Origin of the sequence: Flavobacterium sp. WG21 (assembly GCF_000335775.1) — a bacterium.
Taxonomy (GTDB): domain Bacteria; phylum Bacteroidota; class Bacteroidia; order Flavobacteriales; family Flavobacteriaceae; genus Flavobacterium; species Flavobacterium tructae.
The window spans coordinates 25,834-48,475 of the sequence record NZ_AMYW01000015.1 but is presented as its reverse complement, the minus strand read 5'-3'; the positions used below and the strand labels follow the sequence as shown (position 1 = coordinate 48,475).

The window sequence follows — 22,642 nt, the reverse complement described above, 5'->3', positions numbered from 1 at the left end:
AGCTATGAAAAACCGAATTATATTCTTTTTATCTATCGGTTTTTTAACGATGCTGGCCTCTTGCGGAACATCAAAATCAATGCGACATCAGCCTGAGATTGCCAAATACAATGCGACAAAACCTGTTGTCACCAAACTTTCCGACAGTATTTTTATTTCCGGAAAAAATTCGCTTTTAAAAAACAAACAAGGCCTTTGGGAATTGTATGCCGAAGGCGATCCATTAGAAATCGGACTCAACACGGGTGCTTTATCAGATTCGCTTTTAAAAAAACAAGAGCGTATTTTCTTCTCTAAAATACAGGATATCGTTCCGTCAAAATTTCAGCAGAAACTACTTCGTCATTTCCTGAAATGGTACAATCGAAAACTATATTTAAATGTTCCGGAAGAATATCAAACCGAAATTTTTGGAGTTTCACAATACACCTCTCCTGATTTTAATAACATTGCACCACAATACCAACGCAGTTTGTACCTGCATGCTGCACACGACATTGGTCATGCTTTGCAGGATTTGGCATTAGTGGGCTGTTCGTCTTTTGCGGCATGGGGAGAAAAATCGGAAGACGGAAATTTAATCCTGGGGCGCAACTTTGATTTTTATGTGAACGATGCTTTCGCTGAAAACAAAATCGTGGCGTTTATCAATCCCAAAGAAGGTAACAAATTTATGATGATTACCTGGCCCGGAATGATTGGTGCGGTTTCCGGAATGAATGAAAAAGGACTAACGGTTACCATCAATGCCGGAAAATCTGAAATTCCGTTGATTGCCAAAACACCCATTTCAATTCTTACACGTGAAATATTACAGCACGCCAAAAACATAAACGAAGCAATTGCTATTGCCAAAAAAAGAGCCGTTTTTGTATCCGAATCAATTATGTTGGGAAGTGCAGAAGATAACAAAGCCGTTCTGATTGAAGTCACACCTCAAAAAATGGACGTTTACGAAACCCCAAACAGCAATCAATTATTTTGTTCGAATCATTTTCAGGGAGAAAATTTAAAAAACGAAAAACGCAATCGGTTTCAAATGGCCAACAGTCATTCTGAATATCGTATGGAAAAGATGAAGGAACTTTTTTCTCAAAATCCGAAAATCGATCCTAAAATTGCCTCTGAAATTCTTCGAAACAAAGAGGGTTTAAACAATATTAATCTGGGTTACGGTAATGAAAAAGCACTTAACCAGCTAATGGCTCATCACGGTGTTATCTTTAAACCTGCTACAAAACAGGTTTGGGTGTCTACAAATCCGTATCAATTAGGCGAATTTGTCTGTTACAATCTGGATAGTATTTTTAAAGAAAGAAAAACGGATCACATTGTTTCCCTACAGCAAGTAAATTTAGACATTCCAAAAGATCCTTTTTTAGAAACAATAGCCTATAAAAATTACCAAAAATTTAGAGTCGAAGACCACAAATTTGATTCGTATCTGAAAAACAAAGAAACAATAAGTCCTCAATTCATACCGAATTACCAATCGTTAAACCCTAACTATTGGGTTGTGTATTACAAAGCAGGGTTGTACTTTTATCAAAAAAAAGAGTACCGTCTTTCTCAGTCCAATTTTGAAAAAGCACTAACAAAAGAAATCACAACTGTTCCTGACAAAACAGTGATTGAAAAATATTTAAAAAAAATCAAAAGAAAATTACAATGATTCCATTAATAGAAAAAAATTCTCTAGAAGAAATTAAAATTTTTCAAGAGCAGAAGTTAGCGGAACTATTACACTATATCAGTCAAAATTCTCCTTTTTACAAACGTCTTTTCGCCGGACAAAATATTGACCTTTCGAAGATTAAAACCCTTGAAGATTTACAGCATTTACCCGTAACAACAAAAGAAGATTTACAAGAGTACAACGATGATTTTTTATGTGTTCCGCAACATCAGATTATTGATTATGCTTCTACTTCAGGAACTTTGGGCGATCCTGTTACTTTTGGTTTAACCGATTCTGATCTGGATCGTCTGGCTTATAACGAAGCCATTTCGTTTGCCTGCGCCGGAATTGCCGAAGGTGATGTAGTACAACTGATGACGACAATTGACAGAAAGTTTATGGCCGGTCTGGCTTATTTTCTGGGACTGCGAAAATTAAAAGTGGGTGTAATCCGCGTTGGTGCTGGAATTCCGGAATTGCAATGGGATTCGATTTTAAAATACAAACCGTCTTACCTGATTACTGTTCCTTCCTTTTTACTGAAATTAATCGAATATGCAGAAGCACACGGAATTGATTACAACAACTCCAGCATAAAAGGCGCCATTTGTATTGGCGAACCTTTGCGAAATCAGGATTTTTCAATGAATACCCTGTCAAACAAAATCACTGAAAAGTGGAATATTAAGTTGTTCTCCACTTATGCCTCTACCGAAATGAGCACTGCTTTTACCGAATGCGAACACGGTGTTGGTGGTCATCATCATCCGGAGTTGATCATTGTAGAAGTTTTAGATGAAAATAATAGACCTGTAAAAGAAGGTGAAATTGGCGAATTGACTTTTACTACTTTAGGTATTGAAGCTATGCCTTTATTGCGTTTTAAAACCGGAGATATTGTTCAATTACACAATGCTCCCTGCGCCTGCGGAAGAAATACCTTGCGTGTTGGTCCGGTTGTTGGCCGCAAAAAACAAATGATCAAATACAAAGGCACAACACTTTATCCGCCTGCGATGAATGATGTTCTGAGCGGATTTGACAACATCGAAAACCATATTATCGAGATCTCGACCAACGATTTGGGAACCGATGAGATCCTGATAAAAATAGCCGTAAAAAATCAGACTCCTGAATTCTTACAGGAGATTAAAGATCATTTCAGAGCCAAATTAAGAGTAACCCCAAAAATTGAATTCGCTCCAAAAGAAGCGTTAAATCCTTTGGTTTTTAACCCTATGAGCCGAAAACCTATTCGTTTTTTTGATTACCGTTGAGAAGGCTCAAAGGGACAAAGGTTCAGAGGGAAAAAGGTTATCTGAAAAATTTTGAGCCTTTGCTACTCTGAGCCTCCGAGTCTCAATTCTTTTAAAAAACAAAGACAGAATACCGTTCAAAAAACAGACAAAAAAACCTTTGAACCTTTGCCTCTCTGAACCTTTGAACCTCAATTGGGTACAAATTGAACTAAATGTTGTAATTTTGCAAAAAATATTGAAGATGGTCAAGATTGGCAACATAGAATTACCCGAATTTCCTTTATTACTCGCACCGATGGAAGATGTGAGCGATCCACCGTTTCGCAGATTGTGCAAAACGCATGGCGCTGACTTAATGTATTCTGAATTTATTTCGTCGGAAGGATTAATTCGTGATGCTATCAAAAGTCGAATGAAGCTGGATATTTTTGATTACGAACGTCCTGTTGGAATCCAGATTTTTGGTGGTGATGAAGAAGCAATGGCACTTTCGTCTAAAATTGTTTCTGCCGTAAAACCGGATTTGGTAGATATTAACTTTGGATGTCCGGTAAAAAAAGTGGTTTGCAAAGGTGCCGGAGCGGGAGTTTTGAAAGATGTCGATCTGATGGTACGTTTAACCAAAGCGGTGATCAGAAGTACCGATTTACCTGTAACGGTAAAAACACGTTTGGGCTGGGATGATAGCTCTATTAATATTGATGAAGTAGCCGAAAGGCTTCAGGATATTGGTGTTCAGGCTCTGACAATTCACGCCAGAACCCGTGCACAAATGTATAAAGGTCATTCGGATTGGTCGCACATTGCACGTGTAAAAAACAACCCGAGAATCACCATGCCTATTTTTGGAAATGGCGATATCGACAGTCCTGAAAAAGCATTAAAATATAAAAATGAATACGGTATCGACGGAATCATGATTGGTCGCGCTGCGATTGGTTATCCGTGGATTTTTAACGAAATCAAGCACTATTTTAATACCGGCGAGCATTTACCTTCTCCTACCGTAATTGATCGTGTTGAAGCCGCCAGAAATCATTTGCAATGGTCTATGGATTGGAAAGGCGAACGCTTGGGAATTGTTGAAATGCGCCGTCATTACACCAATTATTTCAAAGGAATCCATTCGTTTAAAGAATACAAACAAAAACTAGTTACTACTGATGAACCTGAAAATCTTTTCGCTGTTATGAAAGAAATCGAACAGGTTTATGCCGGATATGAGTTTGTTTAAATATTTAAATTAATCTTTGTCAAAGTTTAAAACTTCGACAAAGATTATTACTTTTTTTTATTTCTTTACTTTTTCTAACTGTGCCAGTCTTTTTTCAATATCAGAGAACCTTCTGTTTTCTTTTTGAAGTTCATTAATCTTTTTATTCTGTTCAATCGTATAAAGAGTTAACTCTTCAATTTTTTGTAAAAGTTTTATATTCATCTCTGACAAATTAATACCATTATTTTGCATTTCTGTAGCCGAAGCAATCTGAGGTAAATGTTTGTTTTCTTTAATATAATTATCCACAAATTCTAACGATGGTAAATTATAATCTTTCTCAAAAACAAAATCAGCACCGGCATCTACACTAACTCTAACTTCTCTTGAATTAATATCACCTGCTACAGTTAATTTTGAAGTTGGTCTCTGAGTTCCTATACCAACATTACCATTTTCAGCAATTCTAACTTTTTCAGTTAAATCGCCATTATTATCTGCTTTTGTCCAAAAGGTCAAATATCCCATATATGTTCCTCCAGCTCTGGGCATTCCAATTCTTGCTATCTCTACAGATTCCTGTTTGGCACTTATTCTACCCACATCAACAAACGACAAATCATTTCTTTTGCTTTTTAGGGAAACTACAGCCGGTGTAGTATCTGAGTTATAAATTTCGAGTTTTTCACTCGGATTTGGAGTTCCTATACCGACATTTCCAGTAATTGTTTGATCTCCTATAAAATTATTTTTCCCTCTGGTTGCTAGCTCATGCCACTTTGGATTGATTGCAGTTGCATCTCCGGCTGCTAACTTTCTGAAATACAATTTATCATTCTCAGATATAATTGAAGCTATCTGCAATTGATAATTATTGTTAAGATTTGGGTGTCTGACTACAAATAAATGTTGCCAATCATTTTCAGGTAATGTTCCAGTTGGATTTAGTGCGCAATACGTTCCTGAAAGAAGAGGTACTGTAAAATCACCTATTCCCTTCGCCAATCCATCCCCTATTTGCTGTGAGTGCATGGTAAAAGCGAACAAACCCACTCCAATTGTAATCTTAATTTTTCTAAACTGATTTTTCATTATTCTATAATTCAAATATTTTGATTGTTTTAAATTCAAAAGTACTATTTTATCTACGTTTTTATAGTTTGCACCTATTTATACTAAACAAGAAAAACCTTCAAAATAGAAGGTTTTTCTAATATTAAAAAAATATTACTCTTAAGAATTACACCTGAACACGTTTCCATTTTCCTTTTTTATAAAAGAAAATCCCTGCTAAAGTAATAGCAGTTTCAGCAACCGGAATGGCAATGAAAACCCCTTTTGGTCCCATATTAAAATGTTTTGCCAGCACAAATGCCAACGGAATCTGAAACAGCCAAAATCCAAAGAAATTAATTCCTGTTGGTGTCCAGGTATCTCCCGCCCCATTAAATGTGTTGATCAAAACCATCCCGATTCCGTAAAAAATAAATCCGATACTCATAATCTGTAACGCTTCAACAGCAATGGTTTTTACCATTTCGTCATTGGTGAAAAATGAGATGATATATTCGCTAAAGCACAAGGTAATGATCATAATAGTCGCCATAAAGATGACATTGTATTTTGCTGTAGTATAAACAGATTTCTCCGCGCGCTCAATTTGTTTGGCTCCTAAATTTTGCCCCACCAAAGTCGCAGCGGCGTTACTCAATCCCCAGGCCGGAAGAATAAAAAACATCATTATTCTAAGAGCGGTCTGATAACCTGCCGATCCGTGATCTCCTCCTGTTGTTGCCACCAGCTGCGCCAGAAAAATCCAACTGCAGGAAGCGATCACAAACTGTAATACGCCTGGTGCCGCAATTTTTACTAAGGCATTTATCTGTTTAAAATCCGGTAAGAGGTAGGACATTTTAATTTTCAAAACTCCATTTCCATAGAACAAATGATAAATTTGATACAGGACACCAATACTTCTTCCGGTAGTTGTGGCGATCGCAGCACCAAGTAAACCAAGTGCAGGAATTTCGGCAAAACCATTAATTAGTATCGGGCATAAAATAATATTACAAATATTGGCAATCCAAAGACTTTTCATGGCGATTGCAGCATTTCCGGCACCACGGAAGATTCCATTAATCAGGAATAAAAGCGTAATACTTAAACTCGAACCAATCATAATCTGGGTATATCTAAAACCATGTTCGGCCGCGTCTGCAGATGCTCCCATTAAAAGGAGAATATCTTTGGCATAGATAATTCCAAAAATGCTTAAAAAAATACTTAACACAAATGCAATAACGATGGCCTGCATTCCTGCTTTTGCAGCAGCGACGGGATCTTTTTCTCCAATACGCCTTGCTACGACTGCAGTTGCTGCCATACTTAACCCGATGTCAATAGAATATATAATGGTTAAAACCGATTCGGTTAATCCAACCGTTTGGATTGCAAAACTGCTGTGCTCCAAATGCCCGACAAAATACAAATCGACTAAAGCAAAAACAGATTCCATCATCATTTCCAAAACCATCGGAATGGCTAATAGAATGACTGCTTTTTTAATGCTTCCTGCGGTATAATCAAAAGACTCATCTCCCTGGAGAGCCTGTTTTAAAGTCGTGTAAATTTTAGAAAATAGATTTTTCTGTATGGTAGTTTCTGTCATAATAAATTAAGATAAATGATAAAATTTGTCCAGATGCAACGATCTGAACTCAAAAAACAAACGTAAGTATCCTAATTATTCTAAAAATAAAATAGGACTAAGCAGAAACTATCATATGCTGTAGATTTTTAAGACGGTAAATATAGGTAATATTTTTCTGGTAGAAATACTAATCAAGAAGCTTTTTACTCACACGGCTACTGGCAATTAAAGAAGCAACAAAACCAAGTGATACAATAGTTGCCATCACGATAAGTACATTTTCTAAAGTAAAAACGACCGGATAGGCCAAAGTAGGTGTCAGCATAATCAAATTGTATTCTTGTTGAAGCAATACTAAAATGATTCCCAGAACAAGACCAATTATACCTCCAAAAACACTTAACAAGGTTCCCTGAAGAAGGAATATTTTGCGTAAACTGGTGATTTCTGTTCCCAGATTAAAAAGCGTTTTCAGATTGTGCTTCTTCTCTAAAATCATCATAATTAAAGCACCCACTAAATTAAAAAGGGCTACGATAATTACCAGTGTAAAGATCAGGTACACTACAATGTTTTCGGTATTGAGCATCTTATACAAAGATTCGTTAAGCTGTGCTCTGTTTTTTATGGTGATTTTATTTTTGAATAATTTTTCCAGCTGAGATCTGATCGCAGTTTCATTGGCGTTTTCTTTCAGATTGAATTCTATTCCGGAAATCTGGTTTGTTTTATACATCAGTAATTCCTGCGTCAGACCTAAATCAGCAAAAACATATTTTGAATCTAAATCTTCACTGATGGAGTAAATTGCAACTGGTAAAACGTCTGTTTTATTGAATGCTTCTTCCGGATTTTCGATCGCTCCTTTTCCTGGTTTGGGTGCAAATATTTGCAAAGGATTTTCGAAATCAAGAATTCCTAACGAAAAATCACGAGCAATTCCATAACCAATAACCACCTGATAAGTATCCGGTTTTAGCCATTCTCCGTTAAAAAGTTTTTTCCTGATATCGTTAACAACAATATAGTTTTTGTCAACGCCTTTTAAGTAGGTTACCAGCTGTTTGTCTTTAAACAAAAACAAAACCCGTTCTTCGATAATCTTACTGTAGGAAGCAATTCCTTCAATGTTTTTAAGCTGAGTTTCCTGATCCGGCGTTACAAAAAATGATTTCCCGTAAGTGCTGCTTATTTTCAGATCAGGATCTATTTCGTTGGTGAACGAAAGACTGAAAACCTTTAGTCCGCTAAAAACGGACAAAACCACAAACAAAGCCATCGTTCCAACAATAATTCCCATGCTGGCAATACGATTGATGATATTGATAGCATTGTTTTTACTTCTGCTAAAAATATAACGCTTGGCTATGTAAAGGGGGAAATTCAATTTATGATTTTCTTCTTTTTTCTAAAAGATCACGGTTTTCAATTGGGTTCTCTCTGTTAGATAACGCATTATCAATCTTTTCGATATAATCTAAAGAATCATCAATAAAAAACACCAGGTTGGGTACACGACGCAATTGTAAACGCACACGTTGTGACAAATCGTGTTTGATTAAAGTTGTATTTGACTTTATGCCTTCTAAAGTTTCTTGGGCTTTATCCTGAGGAAAGATGCTTAAATAAACTGTCGCTACCGATAAATCTGTAGTAACACTAACTTTGGATACTGAAATTACTAAATTAGTGATTCCGTTTTTTCGCACTTCACCTTGCAAAATATCAACCAAATCTTTTTGGATGACACCGCCTATTTTTTTCTGTCTGTTTGTTTCCATACTGCAAAAATACTATTTTTAAATTTCAATCGGTGCAATTTCAAATGAACAATAGGATGATTTTTGTATTCTCGTTCAATTTCTTTCAAAAATAGCTCTCCTTCTAAAGAAAATTCAGCAAATACTCTACTTGTTTCAACATTTTGAGAAGTTGTAAAACATGATAAAGGTCATTTGTTTTATGTGAATTATTTCACAATTTTAATGGAAATAATACAACACTTCATATTATGAAAAAGAGAGAACCTATCAGTCATATTATGACTAAAAGCGTCATTACTGCAAGTGAAAATGACGACCTTAAAAGAATTGTTGAACTTATAAAACAACACACTATCCGACATATTCCAATCGTTAGAGGCAAAGAAGTAATTGGTATCATAAGCCGTACGGATATTAATCGCCTAACTTTTGGTGCTTTGTTCGAAGGACAGGAGGAGGCAGACGAAGCTATTTTAGAAATGCTCAGTATTTCTCAAATCATGACTTCAAAGCCAAAAACCGTTTCATCAGATACCAGTATTCGGGATTTAGCTCAAATTTTAGTTACCGAGGAATTTCACGCACTTCCCGTTGTCGACAATGGCAAACTTACCGGAATTGTAACGACAACAGATGTTATGAAATATTTACTTGAACAATACGATTAACTTTAAATAAAAAAACCTTTTCACCAGTCTATTTCCGGTGAAAAGGTTTTTATTTAAGTTCTGAATCAACTTTATTATAACACGGTTTTGGAAACTTTTTAAAAGTTAAACTTAAAACTGCAGTTGACTACTATTATCTGTTTTGCAACCATCCTTCCGGATTGTTATTGGATGTATTTTGAAGAATCAAAAACTTAATGATTGTTTTTCCGGTGTCACCACTGGTTCTCACTTTTCCTATGCTTTGTTTTACATTTACTTTATCACCTTTCTCCACAAAAACCTGACTAAGATTTTGATAAACGGTAAAATAATCTCCATGCTGAATCATAACAGCTCTGTTGATTGGAGACAAAACAATTACGCTCGATACTACACCTTCAAATACGGCACGGGCACTTGCTCCTTGTTCTGTTGTAATCTCAACTCCTGAATTATGCACCGTTAATGACGGATAAAGAGGGTGAGGCTGATCACCATATCCTAATGAAATAAATCCTTTTTCTACCGGCCATGGCAATTTTCCTCTGTTGGCTTTAAAGTCGGCAGCTAAAATTTTTCCTTCCGGAGTCAATGCAATTTTAGAAGAAGAAACCGGAGTTTTAGATGCTGTCGAACCAGGATTTTCTTTTGCTCTTTCCAGGGCAGCTTTTCTGTTGGCTTCTGCAATGGCTTCACGAATCAAACGATCAATTTGTCTGTCGATTCTTTTGGCCTCCTGCTGTTTACTTCTCGTATCGGCAATAATTTTGTTCTTATCCTTTTTAATCGAATTAACTAGTTTTTGCTGCTCTTTCTTTTCCGTTTCTAAACTTTGTTTTTCTTTTTCATTTTCAGCAATAATCTTCTTCTTCACAATACGCTGACCATTTAACCTGGCATTATAGTCTTCCAACTCCGCGGTTTTAGATTGAATTTCTAATCCCTGGTTTTTTCTGAAATTGGTATATTGTTTCAAATATTGCGCTCTTTTGTAGGCTTGTAAAAAGCTCTCTGAAGATAAAATAAACATGGCTCTGCTTTGCTCAGATCGGCTTTTGTATGATTTAAGAATCATTTTTGAATAATCTGCCTTTAATACTTCCAGCTCTTTTTTAAGTTTATTAACCTTAACCTGATTAATATACATATCATTACTCAAAAGTTTTTCCTGTTTTGCAGTAGTATTAATCAGCTTTTCTTTCAGCTTGATTTTATTGGATTGAATTAAATAAACATTTACTGCCGATTTTTCTTTTTTCTTTACCGATTGCAGCATCTTTTCATTATCTCTAATTTCCTGCTGAATCTGCGCTTTACGCTGTTCCAGTTTTTCTTGTTGCGAATCTTGTGCCCACATAAAAGTAGTGGCACATATAAAAATTAGGCTTAGGAGAAATTTTGGCATGTTTATATTTTCTTTTTGCAAATTTACTTAATTATAACTTTCTTATAACCACTTGGCACACTGTAAGGAAAAGAAAGTTCTTCGTTAAACGAAATCGTATTGTAATTTAAACTAATATTTGTTTTTCCTTTTGGCTGAATTGCACTGATTTCAATACTTGTTGGAAGTATTCCCTGATTGAAAACTTTACTGTCGGCATAGGAAATCTGCAAGAATCTGTTTTCTGATGGCTGTGAGATCTCTTCTTTTTGCAGCAGGTATTTTTCAGGATCCAAATAGAATGATTTTTTCAAATTAGAATCTTTTTCATCTTCTAAACGAAAAAGATTATCTACTATAGTTTGGGCATATTTTCCCTTTCTCAAATCATCTAAAGCTTCACCAACCAATAGATTCTGAACTTTACTGTAATCCAGTTCTGTTCCCAGCCATTTACTTAAACTTGTAAAATCGCCTTCGTAATAGGTACCGTTTATTTTTTCGTAGTAGCTTACTGCTGTTGGCGTAATCAAAGCTTTTGCCATAGTAATACCCAGAAAACGAACACTTACTAAAATTTGTTTGTCTTTTTCAATTTTAATCTCAGCGGTAACATTTTGACTTTGTTTATCGTCAACATATCTCGCACCGGCTTTTACGTACAGCGTTGAAAAATCTAACTTATTGTTATAATGATTCTCTATTACTTTTTTTTCTTCTTTTGGAGTAATTTCTTTTACTTCGCTGGTATTGTTCTGCACTGCAACCGCCTTTGATTTACAGGAAATCATAAAAACAGACAATACCGCTATCGCTATATATTTTTTCATTTACCGCCTTTTTTAATTTTGAATCTGGACAAATCAAAATCTGTTTAATTATTTATAGTGTTGTTTCAGGTTGTCGAAAACTAAAAATCAAGATCTTAGTATATAAACACATCCCCCTCTTTCCTCTATTTTCTCTTTTTCAATAATTCATTTGCCTTCAAAAAGTATTCCTCTTTTTTCTTTGCATCTCCTAATCCATTGTAAGCCTCTCCCAACTGAATATTAAAATTTGCCTCCAGTGTTTTGTCCTCTACCACATAATCGAGTCCTATTTCTAAAACGGTTTTTGCGTTTTTAAATTGCTTTAGCTGATTGTTTCCTAAACCGGCATAATAATAAAACTGCGGCTGACTTGGATAAACCTCGATCATGCTCATCGCTCTTTTTGTCATTGGCTCGAACTGTTTCATCTGGGCATACGCTTCAAGCAAAAGCAAATTGGTTTCACGGTCTGTCTCTGAATTGGCTTTTAAATCTTTTTCGTAATATTTAATCGCATTTTCAAACTGACCTTTACTGTGATAGAATTTTCCAATTTCTTTGGCCACATCCACATTAGGATCGTTATCGAAATACGAAATGGCTTTCTCTAAATCTGGAGCATACTGTGGATATTTGTTCGTATAGATCAAAAACTCATTTAAGGTACGATGTTTTATTTTGGAATCAATTTTTGAACTTCCTAAAATTACATTCATTGCCTTAATCGCTTTATCGGCCTGATTAGCATCCAGATAGACTTTAAACAAACTTACCTGCGCCCATTCTGAAGTTGGAATTTCCTTTGCCAGTTGTTTCGCAACATTTAGCGCCTTATCTGTTTCTTCTGATTTTGAATATAAAAAAATCAGATTTACATAATTTGATTCTTCTTTTGGATGCTGCTTTATCTGCTCAATCAAGTTATCAATTTCTGCATTTTGATATTTCCCCTGAGATAAGATTTGCAATCTATAGCGATCACGATCTTCTGATTTCCCATACTTCTCATTCATTTCATTGATCGCCACCAACGCTTTATCAAACTGATTGGTGATCATATACAGCGAAATCAAATCATCTTTGTACTCTTCATCAAAAACCATTATTTTCTGAATGGTTTCAATCGCCAAAGGATAATTTTTGGTTTCATAACTTACGTCATAAATTCCCAACCAATACCATTTGTTTTTAGGATCAAGCTGAGTTGCTTTTTCAAACGAATCCTGCGCACTTCGATAATCTTTTAAGGACAGATAATTTTTCCCAAGTTCAAAATAAGCTACCGCATCATTAGGTTTTAATTTGATACACTTTTGTAATGAAGTGATGGCCTTATCATAATTTTCAATTCCTTTTTGTTTCAACGATTCATAAAAAGCATCCTGATACTCATCGGTTGCCATAGCAATATCTTCCGGCTCTGTTTGAGCCATAACCGAAATGGGATTGCCAAGCAAAACGAAAAATAAAATTGCGATAACTCCTTTTTGTATCATTTTTTTAAATTTATTTTTAAACAAAAACGAATCTATTCCAACTGATAATCTATTCTAAAACTGAATAATCTCCAATGCTAACACTGCTAAACTTACCATCATAAACCACATGATTTCCAATCATTGCATTGTCAAGCTGTGCATTTTTTATTTGAGAATAAGTTTGTATTAAACTGTTGCTAATTGTACTGTCTGTAACGTGACAACCTTTACCAATGGATACATTTGGACCAACTGTTGTGTTTTTCAACACTACATTTTCGCCAATATAACACGGTGGAATGATAGTTGAGTTTTCCAATTTCACGTCGTAATCTACTAAGTGCTCCCCATCATTGTGTAAAAACCCTAACATTCTTGAATTTGTTTCAACGGTAACATCTTTATTTCCGCAATCCATCCATTCATCCACACTTCCGGTTTTAAACACTTTACCGTTTGCCATCATGGCTTTGATACCGTCGTTAATCTGATATTCTCCACCATTTTGAATGTTATTATCCAAAACTCCCTGAAGTTCCTTTTTCAAATCACCTACTTCTTTAAAATAATAGATTCCAATCACCGCTAAGTCACTAACAAATTCTTTTGGTTTTTCTACTAATTCTATAATTTCATTATTGGCGTTTAACTTTACTACACCAAATGCCTCCGGCTGATCTACTTGTTTTACCCAAATAACGGCATCCGCAGCAGGATCTAATTCAAAATCGGCTCTGATTAAAGTATCTGCATAAGCAATTACTGCCGGACCTGATAAAGATTCTTTGGCACACATAATCGCGTGACCTGTTCCTAAAGGTAAATCCTGACGGTAGATGGAAGCTTTAGCTCCTAAACTTCCAGCCAATTCTTCTAAACTTGCTACAAGATCGTCTCCAAAAAAAGCCGCGTCTCCTAAAATAAAAGCAACCTCTTCAATAGGTTCTTTTAATATTTTAGCAATGTCTTCTACCAATCGATGCACGATCGATTTACCAGCAACTGGAATTAATGGTTTTGGAACTGTTAAAGTATGTGGTCTAAGTCTTGATCCACGACCCGCCATTGGAACGATTATTTTCATTTTTTTATTGAAAGATTAAAAAATTGAAAAATTAATAAAATAGCAAATCTTTTAATTTTTCAATTTTTAAATTATTAAATTTTTATTTTACTCCTGTACTACCAAATCCGCCTTCTCCTCTTGACGTTTCAGAAAGTTCTTCCACTTCAATCCACTCTGCTCTTTCGTGTTTTGCAATGATAAGTTGTGCGATTCGCTCTCCGTTTTCGATTACGAATTCTTCATTGGATAAATTTACTAAAATTACGCCTATTTCACCTCTATAATCTGCATCAACAGTTCCTGGAGAGTTTAAAACGGTTACTCCTTTTTTCGCCGCCAGTCCGCTTCTTGGTCGTACTTGTGCCTCATAACCAATGGGTAATTCTATAAAAAGTCCGGTTTTTACAATGGTTCTTTCTAAAGGTTTTAGCGTAATAGCTTCTGTTAAATTGGCACGCAAATCCATTCCTGCCGAAGCTATCGTTTCGTAGTTCGGTAAAGCGTGCTGTGATTTATTGATAATTTGTATTTTCATTTTTATTATAAAAGATTAAAAAGTACCCTTACTTTTTATTCATCATTCCTTTAATTGTTTGTTTTTCGTTATGATATACAAAATACACAAAGCCCAAAAACAAAGGGATTCCAACGAAATAATTTTCTCTAAATCCATAAAAAGAAATAGCCGAAAATACGATTGAAATTCCTAAGTAAGCTCCAATTTTGTTCATATCATAAGGGATTGGATAGTACCTGTTCCCTAAAATATATGAAATCAACATCATACTCCCGTATGCAGAAATAGTCGCAATTGCAGAACCGTAGTAACTGTACTTTGGAATTAAAACATAGTTTAAGATCAAAGTCACGATGGCACCTACAATAGAGATATAGGCTCCAATTTGTGTTTTGTCTGTCAGTTTATACCAAACCGATAAGTTGTTGTAAATCCCTAAAAAGAAGTTTGCCAAAATGATCAACGGTACCACTTTCATGGCCTCCCAATACGATTTATTATCTAGCAATAAATATTTTAAAACGTCTGCAAATACAATGACACCTAATAAAATCAATGATCCTAAAATCACGAAGTATTTTGTGATTACGGCATAGGTCTGAGGTGCATTTTCGTTTTTCGCATGACTGAAAAAGAAGGGTTCGATTCCTAATCTGAATGCCGTTGCAAATAAAACCATGAACAGTCCAAGTTTATAACAGGCTGAATACGCCCCAACTTCAGATTTTGCAAGATTCTCAGGTAATAGATAACCCAATAAAATTTTATCAAAATGCTCGTTAACTGCGAAAGCAAGTCCCGCCACTAAAATAGGCAAACCGTATTTCATCATTTTTTTCCAAAGTACCGGATCAAATTTACGTCCGAGATAAAGATAGTTTGGTGAAAGCACGATGAACGTCGCTAAACTCGCCAATAGATTTGCAATGAATATATAAGCAATCTGAAAGTTTTCGACATACAAATTATCCCAAACAGAATTAGGGTTTGATGCCGCCAGTTTAGGAAGGTACATCAGGAAAAATAAGTTCAGTAACAGATTGATTATAACATTTCCAATTTTAATGGCCGCATAAACCATAGGCCGCTGATTGGCTCTTAATTTAGAAAAAGGGATTAAAACCAAAGCATCTAAAACCAGAATCCATACAGTGTACGTGATGTACTGTACATCTACTTCGGCCAGAGTTGCCAATGTATTTCTAAAAATTAAAGCTGCAAAAAGGAAAATTATGGACGACCAAAATATTGAAATTGTGGAAGTAGCTATTACATTTTTCTTATCGTCTTCGGCACTGTAAAACCTAAAAAATGCCGTTTCCATTCCGTAGGAAAGCACCACATTAAAGAAAACCATCCAGGACAAAACAATCGAGACTTCACCGTATTCTGCAGTTGGTAAAATACCTGTATACAGTCTGACTAACAGAAAACTCAACATTCGCGGCAAAACCGTCGCTAGTCCGTAAATAGCCGTTTGTTTGAATAGATTTTTATATAATCCCAAAATATATGTGTGTAATAAAATTTATAAAACAAAAATAACCAATTCTTTGGTTTATTATTGATTTTGCGCTTCAATAAAAGAACTTGCCTGAATTTTAGTGCGTTAATTTTTTTTCGTCCAAAATTTTAACAAAATGAAAACCTCTTGGCGCGTACCCCTGATTGTAATAGAAACGATGCGCGGCAAAATTTCCGGTAAAAGCATCCAAAACGATACTGCTGCAATCTAAATCCAGGGCTTTTTGTTCGATATAATCCGTTAGTAATTTTCCAATACCTTTTGATCTAACGTCCGGATTTACGACAAAATTGTCTATTTCAAGATATTTACCTGTCCATAATTTGGTAGCCGACCAGCAACCGGTAATTCCTAAACAAACGCCCTCTTCAAAAACACCTATCTGGATGTAGTTATGTGGAACCATTTCTGAAAGATATGCTGTGTACTTTTCGAGGGTAAGATTTGGATAAAGAAATCGCATGGTTTCAATTTGGCCCAGCATTTCTTCGACTGTAGTGAGTTCTTGTATTTGTAGTTTCATCGTTTAAAAAAATAGATTTCAAAAATACTCAATTTTTTCCATTGCTCCTCACAAAATTGAACCACAACTTCACCTGTAAAATGTATAAAAAAGTTCGAAAATTATATAAATTTCTAAAACCGGTTCTATAGTAACTTTGTAAAAAAGGGAATGAGAAAAGCTAGAATACAACCCTACAAAAAAGCAAAGCATGAGGACAAATAAAGCTAGTTTGTTCCTATAAAAGACAAAGCAACGGGATTGATTCTGCTGAAATGTAACCCTCAAAAAAACAGAGCATTGGGACTAATAAAGCTAGTTTGTTCCCAGAAAAGACAAAGCACTTGGTGATTTATAAAATGGTATTGATTCTCTTTTTTTGACTAAATTGAGAATCACCATTTTATAAGCTTCATTTCAAAAAACAACAACCCTATATATAAAAAAGGAGCCGACATTGATATGCCGGCTCTTTTGCTTTTTCTTATACTGAAATTTTCTTATCCATTTAAAGCTTCCGCTCCACCAACGATTTCTAAGATCTCGTTAGTAATAGCAGCCTGACGTGCTTTGTTGTAAGTTAATTTCAATTGGTTTCTTAATTCAGTTGCGTTGTCAGTTGCTTTGTGCATTGCTGTCATACGTGCTCCGTGTTCTGAAGCAAATGAATCGCGGATTCCTTTATATAATTGTGTTTTCAATGATTTAGGAATCAAAGTCAACACGATTTCTTCTTTTGAAGGTTCAAAAATGTAATCTCCTGTAGAAACTGCAGCATCAGATTTAATTGGAGCTAACGGTAAAAACTGCTCTGTCTGAACAATTTGAGTCGCAGCATTTTTAAACTGATTGTAGATCAATTCGATTCTGTCGTACTCTCCAGTAAGGAATTTCTCTGTTAAGTTATCAGCAATTCCGGCAACATTTTCAAAAGTTAAATGATCAAAAATTGCATTATGATGACCGTGTACTTTATGCGTTTTGCTTAAAACATCATTTCCTTTTTTACCAATAGCAAAAACGTCAACTTGTTTTCCTGCGTAAAATTCGGTACGATTCTTAACCTCTTTAATTACGTTAGAATTGAATGCGCCACATAAACCTCTGTTTGAAGTTATGGCTACAAGCAATACTTTTTTTACTTCACGTTGAGTAGTGTAATCACCTCCAACTTCACCATCAAGTGTAGCGGAAAGATTTTGCAACAACTCCGTTAATTTCTCGGCATAAGGGCGCATCGCAGTGATTGCATCTTGTGCTTTCTTAAGCTTTGCAGCAGAAACCATTTTCATAGCCGATGTAATCTGCATCGTCGATGAAACGGAAGTAATTCTATTACGGATTTCCTTTAAATTTGCCATTAATTTTATGTTTATTGTTTGTTGTTTTTAGTTTATTGTTGGGACAAACCACAAACAATAAACTAAAAACTATAAACTAAATATTAGTTATATTTTGCTGAAATTTCTTTTGCTGCTTTTTCGATAACATCAGTAATGTTGTCATCTAACTTACCAGCTTTTAACGCGTTAAGCGTATCTTTATGTTTGCTGTTTAAGTAAGCTAAGAAATCAGCTTCAAATTCTTTTACTTTATTTACAGGTACGTTTCTTAATAAGTTTTTAGAACCTGCATAAATAATAGCTACTTGATTTTCAACAGGATAAGGATCATTTAAACCTTGTTTCAAGATTTCAACGTTTCTTTTTCCTTTTTCAATTACGTTTAAAGTAACTGAATCTAAGTCAGAACCAAATTTAGCGAAAGCTTCTAATTCACGGAATTGAGCTTGATCTAATTTTAACGTTCCTGAAACTTTTTTCATTGATTTAATCTGAGCATTACCTCCAACACGAGATACAGAGATACCTACGTTGATCGCAGGACGAACTCCAGAGTTGAACAAATCTCCATCAAGGAAAATCTGACCATCTGTAATCGAAATTACGTTTGTTGGAATATATGCAGAAACGTCACCAGCCTGAGTTTCGATAATTGGTAATGCAGTTAATGAACCACCACCTTTTACGATAGACTTGATAGAATCTGGTAAATCGTTCATGTTTTTAGCAATTCCATCATCAGCAATTACTTTACAAGCACGCTCTAATAAACGAGAGTGTAAGTAGAAAACGTCTCCAGGATAAGCCTCACGTCCCGGTGGTCTTCTTAATAAAAGAGAAACCTCACGGTAAGCAACAGCTTGTTTAGATAAATCGTCATAAACAATTAAAGCCGGACGACCTGAATCTCTAAAATATTCTCCAATTGCAGCACCTGCGAAAGGAGCATAAACTTGCATTGGAGCCGGATCAGAAGCATTAGCTGCAACAATAACTGTATAAGCCATTGCACCTTTTTCTTCTAACATTTTAGCAATTCCTGCTACAGTTGAAGCTTTTTGCCCAATTGCAACATATATACAGAATACAGGTTTTCCTGCATCGTAAAATTCTTTTTGATTTAAGATTGTATCGATACAAACAGTTGATTTACCTGTTTGACGGTCACCAATTACAAGCTCACGTTGTCCACGACCAACCGGGATCATAGCATCAACTGCTTTTACTCCAGTTTGTAATGGCTCCGTTACCGGCTGACGGAAGATAACACCAGGTGCTTTTCTTTCTAAAGGCATTTCGTATAAGTCTCCACCAATTGGTCCTTTTCCATCAATTGGAAAACCAAGAGTGTTTACTACACGTCCTACCATTTGCTCACCTACTTTAAGAGAAGCAATACGTTGCGTTCTTTTTGCTGTTGATCCTTCTTTGATTCCAGTTGATGGTCCTAAAAGTACCACACCAACGTTGTCTTCTTCAAGGTTCAATACAATAGCTTCAAGTCCGTTGTCAAATTCAACTAACTCACCATATTGTACATTCGATAGCCCGTAAATACGAGCAATACCGTCTCCAACTTGAAGTACTGTTCCTACTTCCTCTAGCGTAGCACCAGATTCAAAACCTTCTACTTGCTTTCTTAATATTGCTGAAATTTCAGCAGGTTTGATTTCCGCCATCTTAATTTATAATTTAGACACTTTTATGTGTAATAAAACTAATTACTTAACTCTCTTTTTAATACCTGCAATCTGTTTGCCACAGAAGCATTGTATTGTTGATCACCTATTCTTAAAATAAACCCTCCAATGATAGATGGGTCTACTGTATTTTCAATTGTTATTTTTTTATCTGATAAAGTCGCCACTTTTGCCAAAACTTTAGCTTCTAAAGCGGCGTCCATTGGGATTGCTGTTGTAACTTTTGCTACTTCAACACCATTACCTTCGTCAAATATTTTTTTGTATTCTAAAGCAATAGCTTCCAGAATTTCAAATCTTTTGTTTTCAAATAATAAATGAAATAACCCTTTAGTTACACCATTTACATCTGCGAAAACTTCTAAAAGAGCACTTTCTTTAACTTCAACTTTTGTAGTTGGGTTTTGAATAAAGGCACTTAATTCTTCATTACTTTCAATTGCCGTTGCAATTGACTTCATATCGTTATTGACAGCTTCGGCAACACCTTTAGAGTTTGCTAAGTCCAGAATTGCTTTTGCATAACGAATTGCTGCTCTTGTACTTGCCATAATCTTAGTTTAGCTTTACGTCACCTAACATTTTCTCTACTAATTTAGTTTGAGATTCTTTGTTAGATAATTCTTCTTTCAATAATTTTTCAGCGATGCTTAATGATAAAGTTGAAACTTGTGATTTCAATTCAGCCATAGCAGCATTCTTTTCACTTTCGATAGCAGCTTTAGCTTGCTCGATCATTTTTTGACCCGCTTCTTGTGCTTCGTTTTTAGAATCAGCAATCATTTTCTCTTTCATTTCACGAGCTTCTTTTAGCATCGCGTCACGCTCTGCACGAGCTTCATTCAAAATTCTTTGATTGTCAGCTTGTAAGTTTTCCATTTCTCTCTTTGCATTTTCTGCAGAAAGTAATGCATCTTTAATACCTTCTTCTCTTGCTGTAATAGATTCCATAATTGGTTTCCAGGCAAACTTTACTAAAAGTAAAATCAAAACCAACAAGATTAGCGCTTGCCAAAAGAATAAACCGAATGAAAAATCGTTAATTAACTTATCCATTTTATAACTATATTAAATATTTAATTTCTTTTTTTAAAAGTAACAACACCTTTAACCAACCGTTAAAGATGTTGTTAGTTCTTTCTTTATTATTTTCCTAAGATTAAAGCAGCAAACGCTAAACCTTCTAATAAAGCCGCGATAATAATCATCGCAGTTTGAATTTTACCAGCAGCTTCTGGTTGACGAGCAATCGCGTCCATAGCAGATCCACCGATTTTACCTAAACCTAAACCTGCACCGATTACTACTAAACCTGCACCTACTAAAGTTGGAATTGTTCCCATAAGTATTTATATATATAAAATTAAACTTCTAAATTAAATAATAACATTGTCTTCGTGTCCGTGCCCATGATCATGGTCGTGATCTGCAACAGCCATACCTATAAATAATGAAGATAACATTGTGAAAATGAACGCTTGCAAAAATGCAACTAAAACTTCAATTACCGAAATAAATAATGTTAGTCCTAAAGAGATTGGTAAATCTGCTGCTAAATTTTTACCTACGAAAATCATCGCGATCAAACTCATAATTACTACGTGACCTGCAGTAATATTTGCATACAAACGAATTAATAATGCAAATGGTTTTGTTAATGTTCCCAAAACTTCGATTGGAGCTAAAATAATTTTCATCGGAACTGGTACTCCTGGCATCCAGAAAATGTGTCCCCAATAATCTTTGTTAGCACTAAACTGAGTAATGATAAAAGTAAATACAGCTAAACAAACTGTGATTGCAATATTTCCTGTAACGTTAATTCCTAGTGGAGTCATACCTAATAAGTTTAACAACCATACAAAGAAAAACACCGTTAAAAGGTAACCCATAAATTTTCTGTATTTTTTCTCTCCAATATTTGGAACGGCGATCTCATCTCTGATGAAAATAATTAGCGGCTCTAATACTCTTCCGAAACCAGTTGGGATTGGTCCTTTTTTATATGACTTCGCTAATCCGGTAAACATTAAAAATAATAATACCGAAACAAAAAGCATTGACACTACATTTTTTGTAATCGAAAAATCTAATGGTTTTTCGTTTTCAGGATGTCCGTGGTCATTAAAAGTAATAGTTCCGGCAGCATCTGTTTTGTAAATTTTACCGTGAACTAATTTGTAGAAGTTTCCGTCAACTTCAGCAACTGCTTCACCGTGGTGTAATTTTGAAGAAGAGAAAATTTTCAAACCTCCGTCAATAAGAATTACAGGTAATGGAAAACCGTAATGTTTATTTTCTTTTTCATCTGAGAAGAAAACAAAATCATGAGAATCTTGTAAGTGATGATCAATAAAAGCGTCCACTTTTGCTTTTGGGTCAAGAGCTGCATGCTCCTCTTCTGACGGCGCGTTATGTGAAATTACTTTTTCTTCATGAGCGGCTTCAGCATGTACATGCGTTGAGTCATTCTCTGAATTTGCAAAACTCATTACTGGAGAACAAGCTACTAAAGCTGCAAGAATAAATTTGAGCGGTTTGTTTGAAATCACCATATCTGTTAAAAATCTTATTTTTTACGTTTCTAAAATTTGGTGCAAAGGTACATTTTTTATTAATATTCAAAAGGATATGAAAAATTATTTTTGAACCTTCTTTTGCATAATCCCCATTTTAATGCTTTTCATTTAATAATCGGACAGTTAAAAGCGTCTGAAATAACAAAAACAAAATAAATGTTATAAAAAAATTGATTTTTTCAACCATCACCTCGCTACTTTTGTTTTCCAAAATCGGTCTTAAAATTAAATAGGCTAATAACATTTGACTAGCGGTCCCAAACAGGAAAGCCATTCCGACAATTTCAAAATTCTTCTTTTTTACTACTAATAATATAAGGTATAAAAATGCCGACAGTGTGAAAAAAATCAAATACAAAAAGGCTGTACTATAATAAAAGTTTTGGGTATTAATTTCTAAAACTGAAAAAAGGGCTTTGTGCAATAAGTAAGCCGCCAAAGCAAAAAAGAATAAATATAGAATGGGTTTGTAATTTTTTAAAAGCATTTGATTTTTTTTTGCAAAGATGCAATATTTATT

Annotated in this window: 21 protein-coding genes; 4 read left to right on the top strand and 17 right to left on the bottom strand. The window is 35.0% G+C overall.

Annotated elements, in window-relative coordinates:
* Window positions 1-4 precede the first annotated feature (4 nt).
* The 3 genes from C245_RS0112245 (at window position 5) to dusB (ending at window position 4,171) form a co-directional block, all read left to right on the top strand.
* Window positions 5-1,672 carry an acyl-CoA--6-aminopenicillanic acid acyl-transferase gene (locus C245_RS0112245; protein ID WP_026110033.1) on the top strand — a complete coding sequence of 556 codons (1,668 nt, stop codon included), beginning with the start codon at window positions 5-7 and terminating at the stop codon, window positions 1,670-1,672.
* Window positions 1,669-2,955, top strand: a complete 1,287-nt coding sequence (locus C245_RS0112240; RefSeq protein WP_017496888.1) for a phenylacetate--CoA ligase family protein — start codon at window positions 1,669-1,671, stop codon at window positions 2,953-2,955. Before C245_RS0112245 ends, C245_RS0112240 begins: the two co-directional genes overlap by 4 nt.
* A gap of 223 nt (window positions 2,956-3,178) precedes the next feature.
* Window positions 3,179-4,171 (top strand): tRNA dihydrouridine synthase DusB, encoded by a 993-nt coding sequence (gene dusB, locus C245_RS0112235; protein ID WP_017496887.1) that lies wholly within the window; start codon window positions 3,179-3,181, stop codon window positions 4,169-4,171.
* Window positions 4,172-4,228: 57 nt separating this feature from the next.
* Here the strand turns inward: dusB and C245_RS23710 are convergent, their stop codons facing one another.
* From C245_RS23710 to rbfA, 4 genes are all read right to left on the bottom strand, one after another.
* Window positions 4,229-5,245 (bottom strand): hypothetical protein, encoded by a 1,017-nt coding sequence (locus C245_RS23710; protein ID WP_017496886.1) that lies wholly within the window; start codon window positions 5,243-5,245, stop codon window positions 4,229-4,231.
* Window positions 5,246-5,393: 148 nt separating this feature from the next.
* Complete coding sequence (locus tag C245_RS0112225; protein WP_017496885.1) at window positions 5,394-6,821, bottom strand: MATE family efflux transporter; 1,428 nt, start codon at window positions 6,819-6,821, stop codon at window positions 5,394-5,396.
* 169 nt (window positions 6,822-6,990) lie between these two features.
* Window positions 6,991-8,190: an FtsX-like permease family protein gene (locus C245_RS0112220; protein WP_017496884.1), complete on the bottom strand. Its 1,200-nt coding sequence runs from the start codon at window positions 8,188-8,190 to the stop codon at window positions 6,991-6,993.
* Window position 8,191: 1 nt separating this feature from the next.
* Complete coding sequence (gene rbfA, locus C245_RS0112215) at window positions 8,192-8,584, bottom strand: 30S ribosome-binding factor RbfA (protein WP_017496883.1); 393 nt, start codon at window positions 8,582-8,584, stop codon at window positions 8,192-8,194.
* Between the two features lie 230 nt (window positions 8,585-8,814).
* Here rbfA and C245_RS0112210 point away from each other — a divergent pair, with 230 nt between their 5' ends.
* Window positions 8,815-9,234: a CBS domain-containing protein gene (locus C245_RS0112210; protein ID WP_017496881.1), complete on the top strand. Its 420-nt coding sequence runs from the start codon at window positions 8,815-8,817 to the stop codon at window positions 9,232-9,234.
* Window positions 9,235-9,367: 133 nt separating this feature from the next.
* Here the strand turns inward: C245_RS0112210 and C245_RS0112205 are convergent, their stop codons facing one another.
* The 13 genes from C245_RS0112205 to atpB all read right to left on the bottom strand — a co-directional run bounded on the left by C245_RS0112205 (window position 9,368) and on the right by atpB (window position 22,098).
* Entirely contained in the window at window positions 9,368-10,621 is a 1,254-nt protein-coding gene (locus tag C245_RS0112205) for a murein hydrolase activator EnvC (RefSeq protein ID WP_026110032.1), read from the bottom strand.
* Window positions 10,622-10,644: 23 nt separating this feature from the next.
* Entirely contained in the window at window positions 10,645-11,430 is a 786-nt protein-coding gene (locus C245_RS0112200; protein ID WP_017496879.1) for a DUF4292 domain-containing protein, read from the bottom strand.
* Between the two features lie 125 nt (window positions 11,431-11,555).
* Window positions 11,556-12,908: a tetratricopeptide repeat protein gene (locus tag C245_RS0112195; protein ID WP_017496878.1), complete on the bottom strand. Its 1,353-nt coding sequence runs from the start codon at window positions 12,906-12,908 to the stop codon at window positions 11,556-11,558.
* Between the two features lie 49 nt (window positions 12,909-12,957).
* Window positions 12,958-13,974, bottom strand: coding sequence for a sugar phosphate nucleotidyltransferase (locus tag C245_RS0112190; RefSeq protein WP_017496877.1), 1,017 nt, complete (start codon window positions 13,972-13,974; stop codon window positions 12,958-12,960).
* Window positions 13,975-14,056: 82 nt separating this feature from the next.
* Window positions 14,057-14,491: a dUTP diphosphatase gene (dut, locus tag C245_RS0112185; protein ID WP_017496876.1), complete on the bottom strand. Its 435-nt coding sequence runs from the start codon at window positions 14,489-14,491 to the stop codon at window positions 14,057-14,059.
* Between the two features lie 28 nt (window positions 14,492-14,519).
* Window positions 14,520-15,980 (bottom strand): lipopolysaccharide biosynthesis protein, encoded by a 1,461-nt coding sequence (locus C245_RS0112180; RefSeq protein ID WP_017496875.1) that lies wholly within the window; start codon window positions 15,978-15,980, stop codon window positions 14,520-14,522.
* Between the two features lie 94 nt (window positions 15,981-16,074).
* Entirely contained in the window at window positions 16,075-16,521 is a 447-nt protein-coding gene (locus C245_RS0112175) for an N-acetyltransferase (protein ID WP_017496874.1), read from the bottom strand.
* A 479-nt stretch (window positions 16,522-17,000) separates the two neighbouring features.
* Entirely contained in the window at window positions 17,001-17,861 is an 861-nt protein-coding gene (atpG, locus tag C245_RS0112170; RefSeq protein WP_017496873.1) for an ATP synthase F1 subunit gamma, read from the bottom strand.
* Between the two features lie 83 nt (window positions 17,862-17,944).
* Window positions 17,945-19,522 (bottom strand): F0F1 ATP synthase subunit alpha, encoded by a 1,578-nt coding sequence (gene atpA / locus C245_RS0112165; protein WP_017496872.1) that lies wholly within the window; start codon window positions 19,520-19,522, stop codon window positions 17,945-17,947.
* A gap of 38 nt (window positions 19,523-19,560) precedes the next feature.
* On the bottom strand, window positions 19,561-20,094 hold the full coding sequence (gene atpH, locus C245_RS0112160) for an ATP synthase F1 subunit delta (protein ID WP_017496871.1): 534 nt from the start codon (window positions 20,092-20,094) through the stop codon (window positions 19,561-19,563).
* 4 nt (window positions 20,095-20,098) lie between these two features.
* Window positions 20,099-20,599 (bottom strand): F0F1 ATP synthase subunit B, encoded by a 501-nt coding sequence (locus C245_RS0112155; protein ID WP_017496870.1) that lies wholly within the window; start codon window positions 20,597-20,599, stop codon window positions 20,099-20,101.
* Window positions 20,600-20,688: 89 nt separating this feature from the next.
* Window positions 20,689-20,886 (bottom strand): ATP synthase F0 subunit C, encoded by a 198-nt coding sequence (gene atpE, locus C245_RS0112150; RefSeq protein WP_008465835.1) that lies wholly within the window; start codon window positions 20,884-20,886, stop codon window positions 20,689-20,691.
* A 33-nt stretch (window positions 20,887-20,919) separates the two neighbouring features.
* Window positions 20,920-22,098: a F0F1 ATP synthase subunit A gene (atpB, locus tag C245_RS0112145; RefSeq protein ID WP_017496869.1), complete on the bottom strand. Its 1,179-nt coding sequence runs from the start codon at window positions 22,096-22,098 to the stop codon at window positions 20,920-20,922.
* Window positions 22,099-22,642 lie beyond the last annotated feature (544 nt).

Bases quoted from the DNA above. Each gene is read 5' to 3' on its own strand.
- C245_RS0112245 (WP_026110033.1), top strand. From the start codon at position 5: ATGAAAAACCGAATTATATTCTTTTTATCTATCGGTTTTTTAACGATG.
- C245_RS0112240 (WP_017496888.1), top strand. From the start codon at position 1,669: ATGATTCCATTAATAGAAAAAAATTCTCTAGAAGAAATTAAAATTTTT.
- dusB (WP_017496887.1), top strand. From the start codon at position 3,179: ATGGTCAAGATTGGCAACATAGAATTACCCGAATTTCCTTTATTACTC.
- C245_RS23710 (WP_017496886.1), bottom strand. From the start codon at position 5,245: ATGAAAAATCAGTTTAGAAAAATTAAGATTACAATTGGAGTGGGTTTG.
- C245_RS0112225 (WP_017496885.1), bottom strand. From the start codon at position 6,821: ATGACAGAAACTACCATACAGAAAAATCTATTTTCTAAAATTTACACG.
- rbfA (WP_017496883.1), bottom strand. From the start codon at position 8,584: ATGGAAACAAACAGACAGAAAAAAATAGGCGGTGTCATCCAAAAAGAT.
- C245_RS0112210 (WP_017496881.1), top strand. From the start codon at position 8,815: ATGAAAAAGAGAGAACCTATCAGTCATATTATGACTAAAAGCGTCATT.
- C245_RS0112205 (WP_026110032.1), bottom strand. From the start codon at position 10,621: ATGCCAAAATTTCTCCTAAGCCTAATTTTTATATGTGCCACTACTTTT.
- C245_RS0112200 (WP_017496879.1), bottom strand. From the start codon at position 11,430: ATGAAAAAATATATAGCGATAGCGGTATTGTCTGTTTTTATGATTTCC.
- C245_RS0112195 (WP_017496878.1), bottom strand. From the start codon at position 12,908: ATGATACAAAAAGGAGTTATCGCAATTTTATTTTTCGTTTTGCTTGGC.
- C245_RS0112190 (WP_017496877.1), bottom strand. From the start codon at position 13,974: ATGAAAATAATCGTTCCAATGGCGGGTCGTGGATCAAGACTTAGACCA.
- dut (WP_017496876.1), bottom strand. From the start codon at position 14,491: ATGAAAATACAAATTATCAATAAATCACAGCACGCTTTACCGAACTAC.
- C245_RS0112175 (WP_017496874.1), bottom strand. From the start codon at position 16,521: ATGAAACTACAAATACAAGAACTCACTACAGTCGAAGAAATGCTGGGC.
- atpG (WP_017496873.1), bottom strand. From the start codon at position 17,861: ATGGCAAATTTAAAGGAAATCCGTAATAGAATTACTTCCGTTTCATCG.
- atpA (WP_017496872.1), bottom strand. From the start codon at position 19,522: ATGGCGGAAATCAAACCTGCTGAAATTTCAGCAATATTAAGAAAGCAA.
- atpH (WP_017496871.1), bottom strand. From the start codon at position 20,094: ATGGCAAGTACAAGAGCAGCAATTCGTTATGCAAAAGCAATTCTGGAC.
- C245_RS0112155 (WP_017496870.1), bottom strand. From the start codon at position 20,599: ATGGATAAGTTAATTAACGATTTTTCATTCGGTTTATTCTTTTGGCAA.
- atpE (WP_008465835.1), bottom strand. From the start codon at position 20,886: ATGGGAACAATTCCAACTTTAGTAGGTGCAGGTTTAGTAGTAATCGGT.
- atpB (WP_017496869.1), bottom strand. From the start codon at position 22,098: ATGGTGATTTCAAACAAACCGCTCAAATTTATTCTTGCAGCTTTAGTA.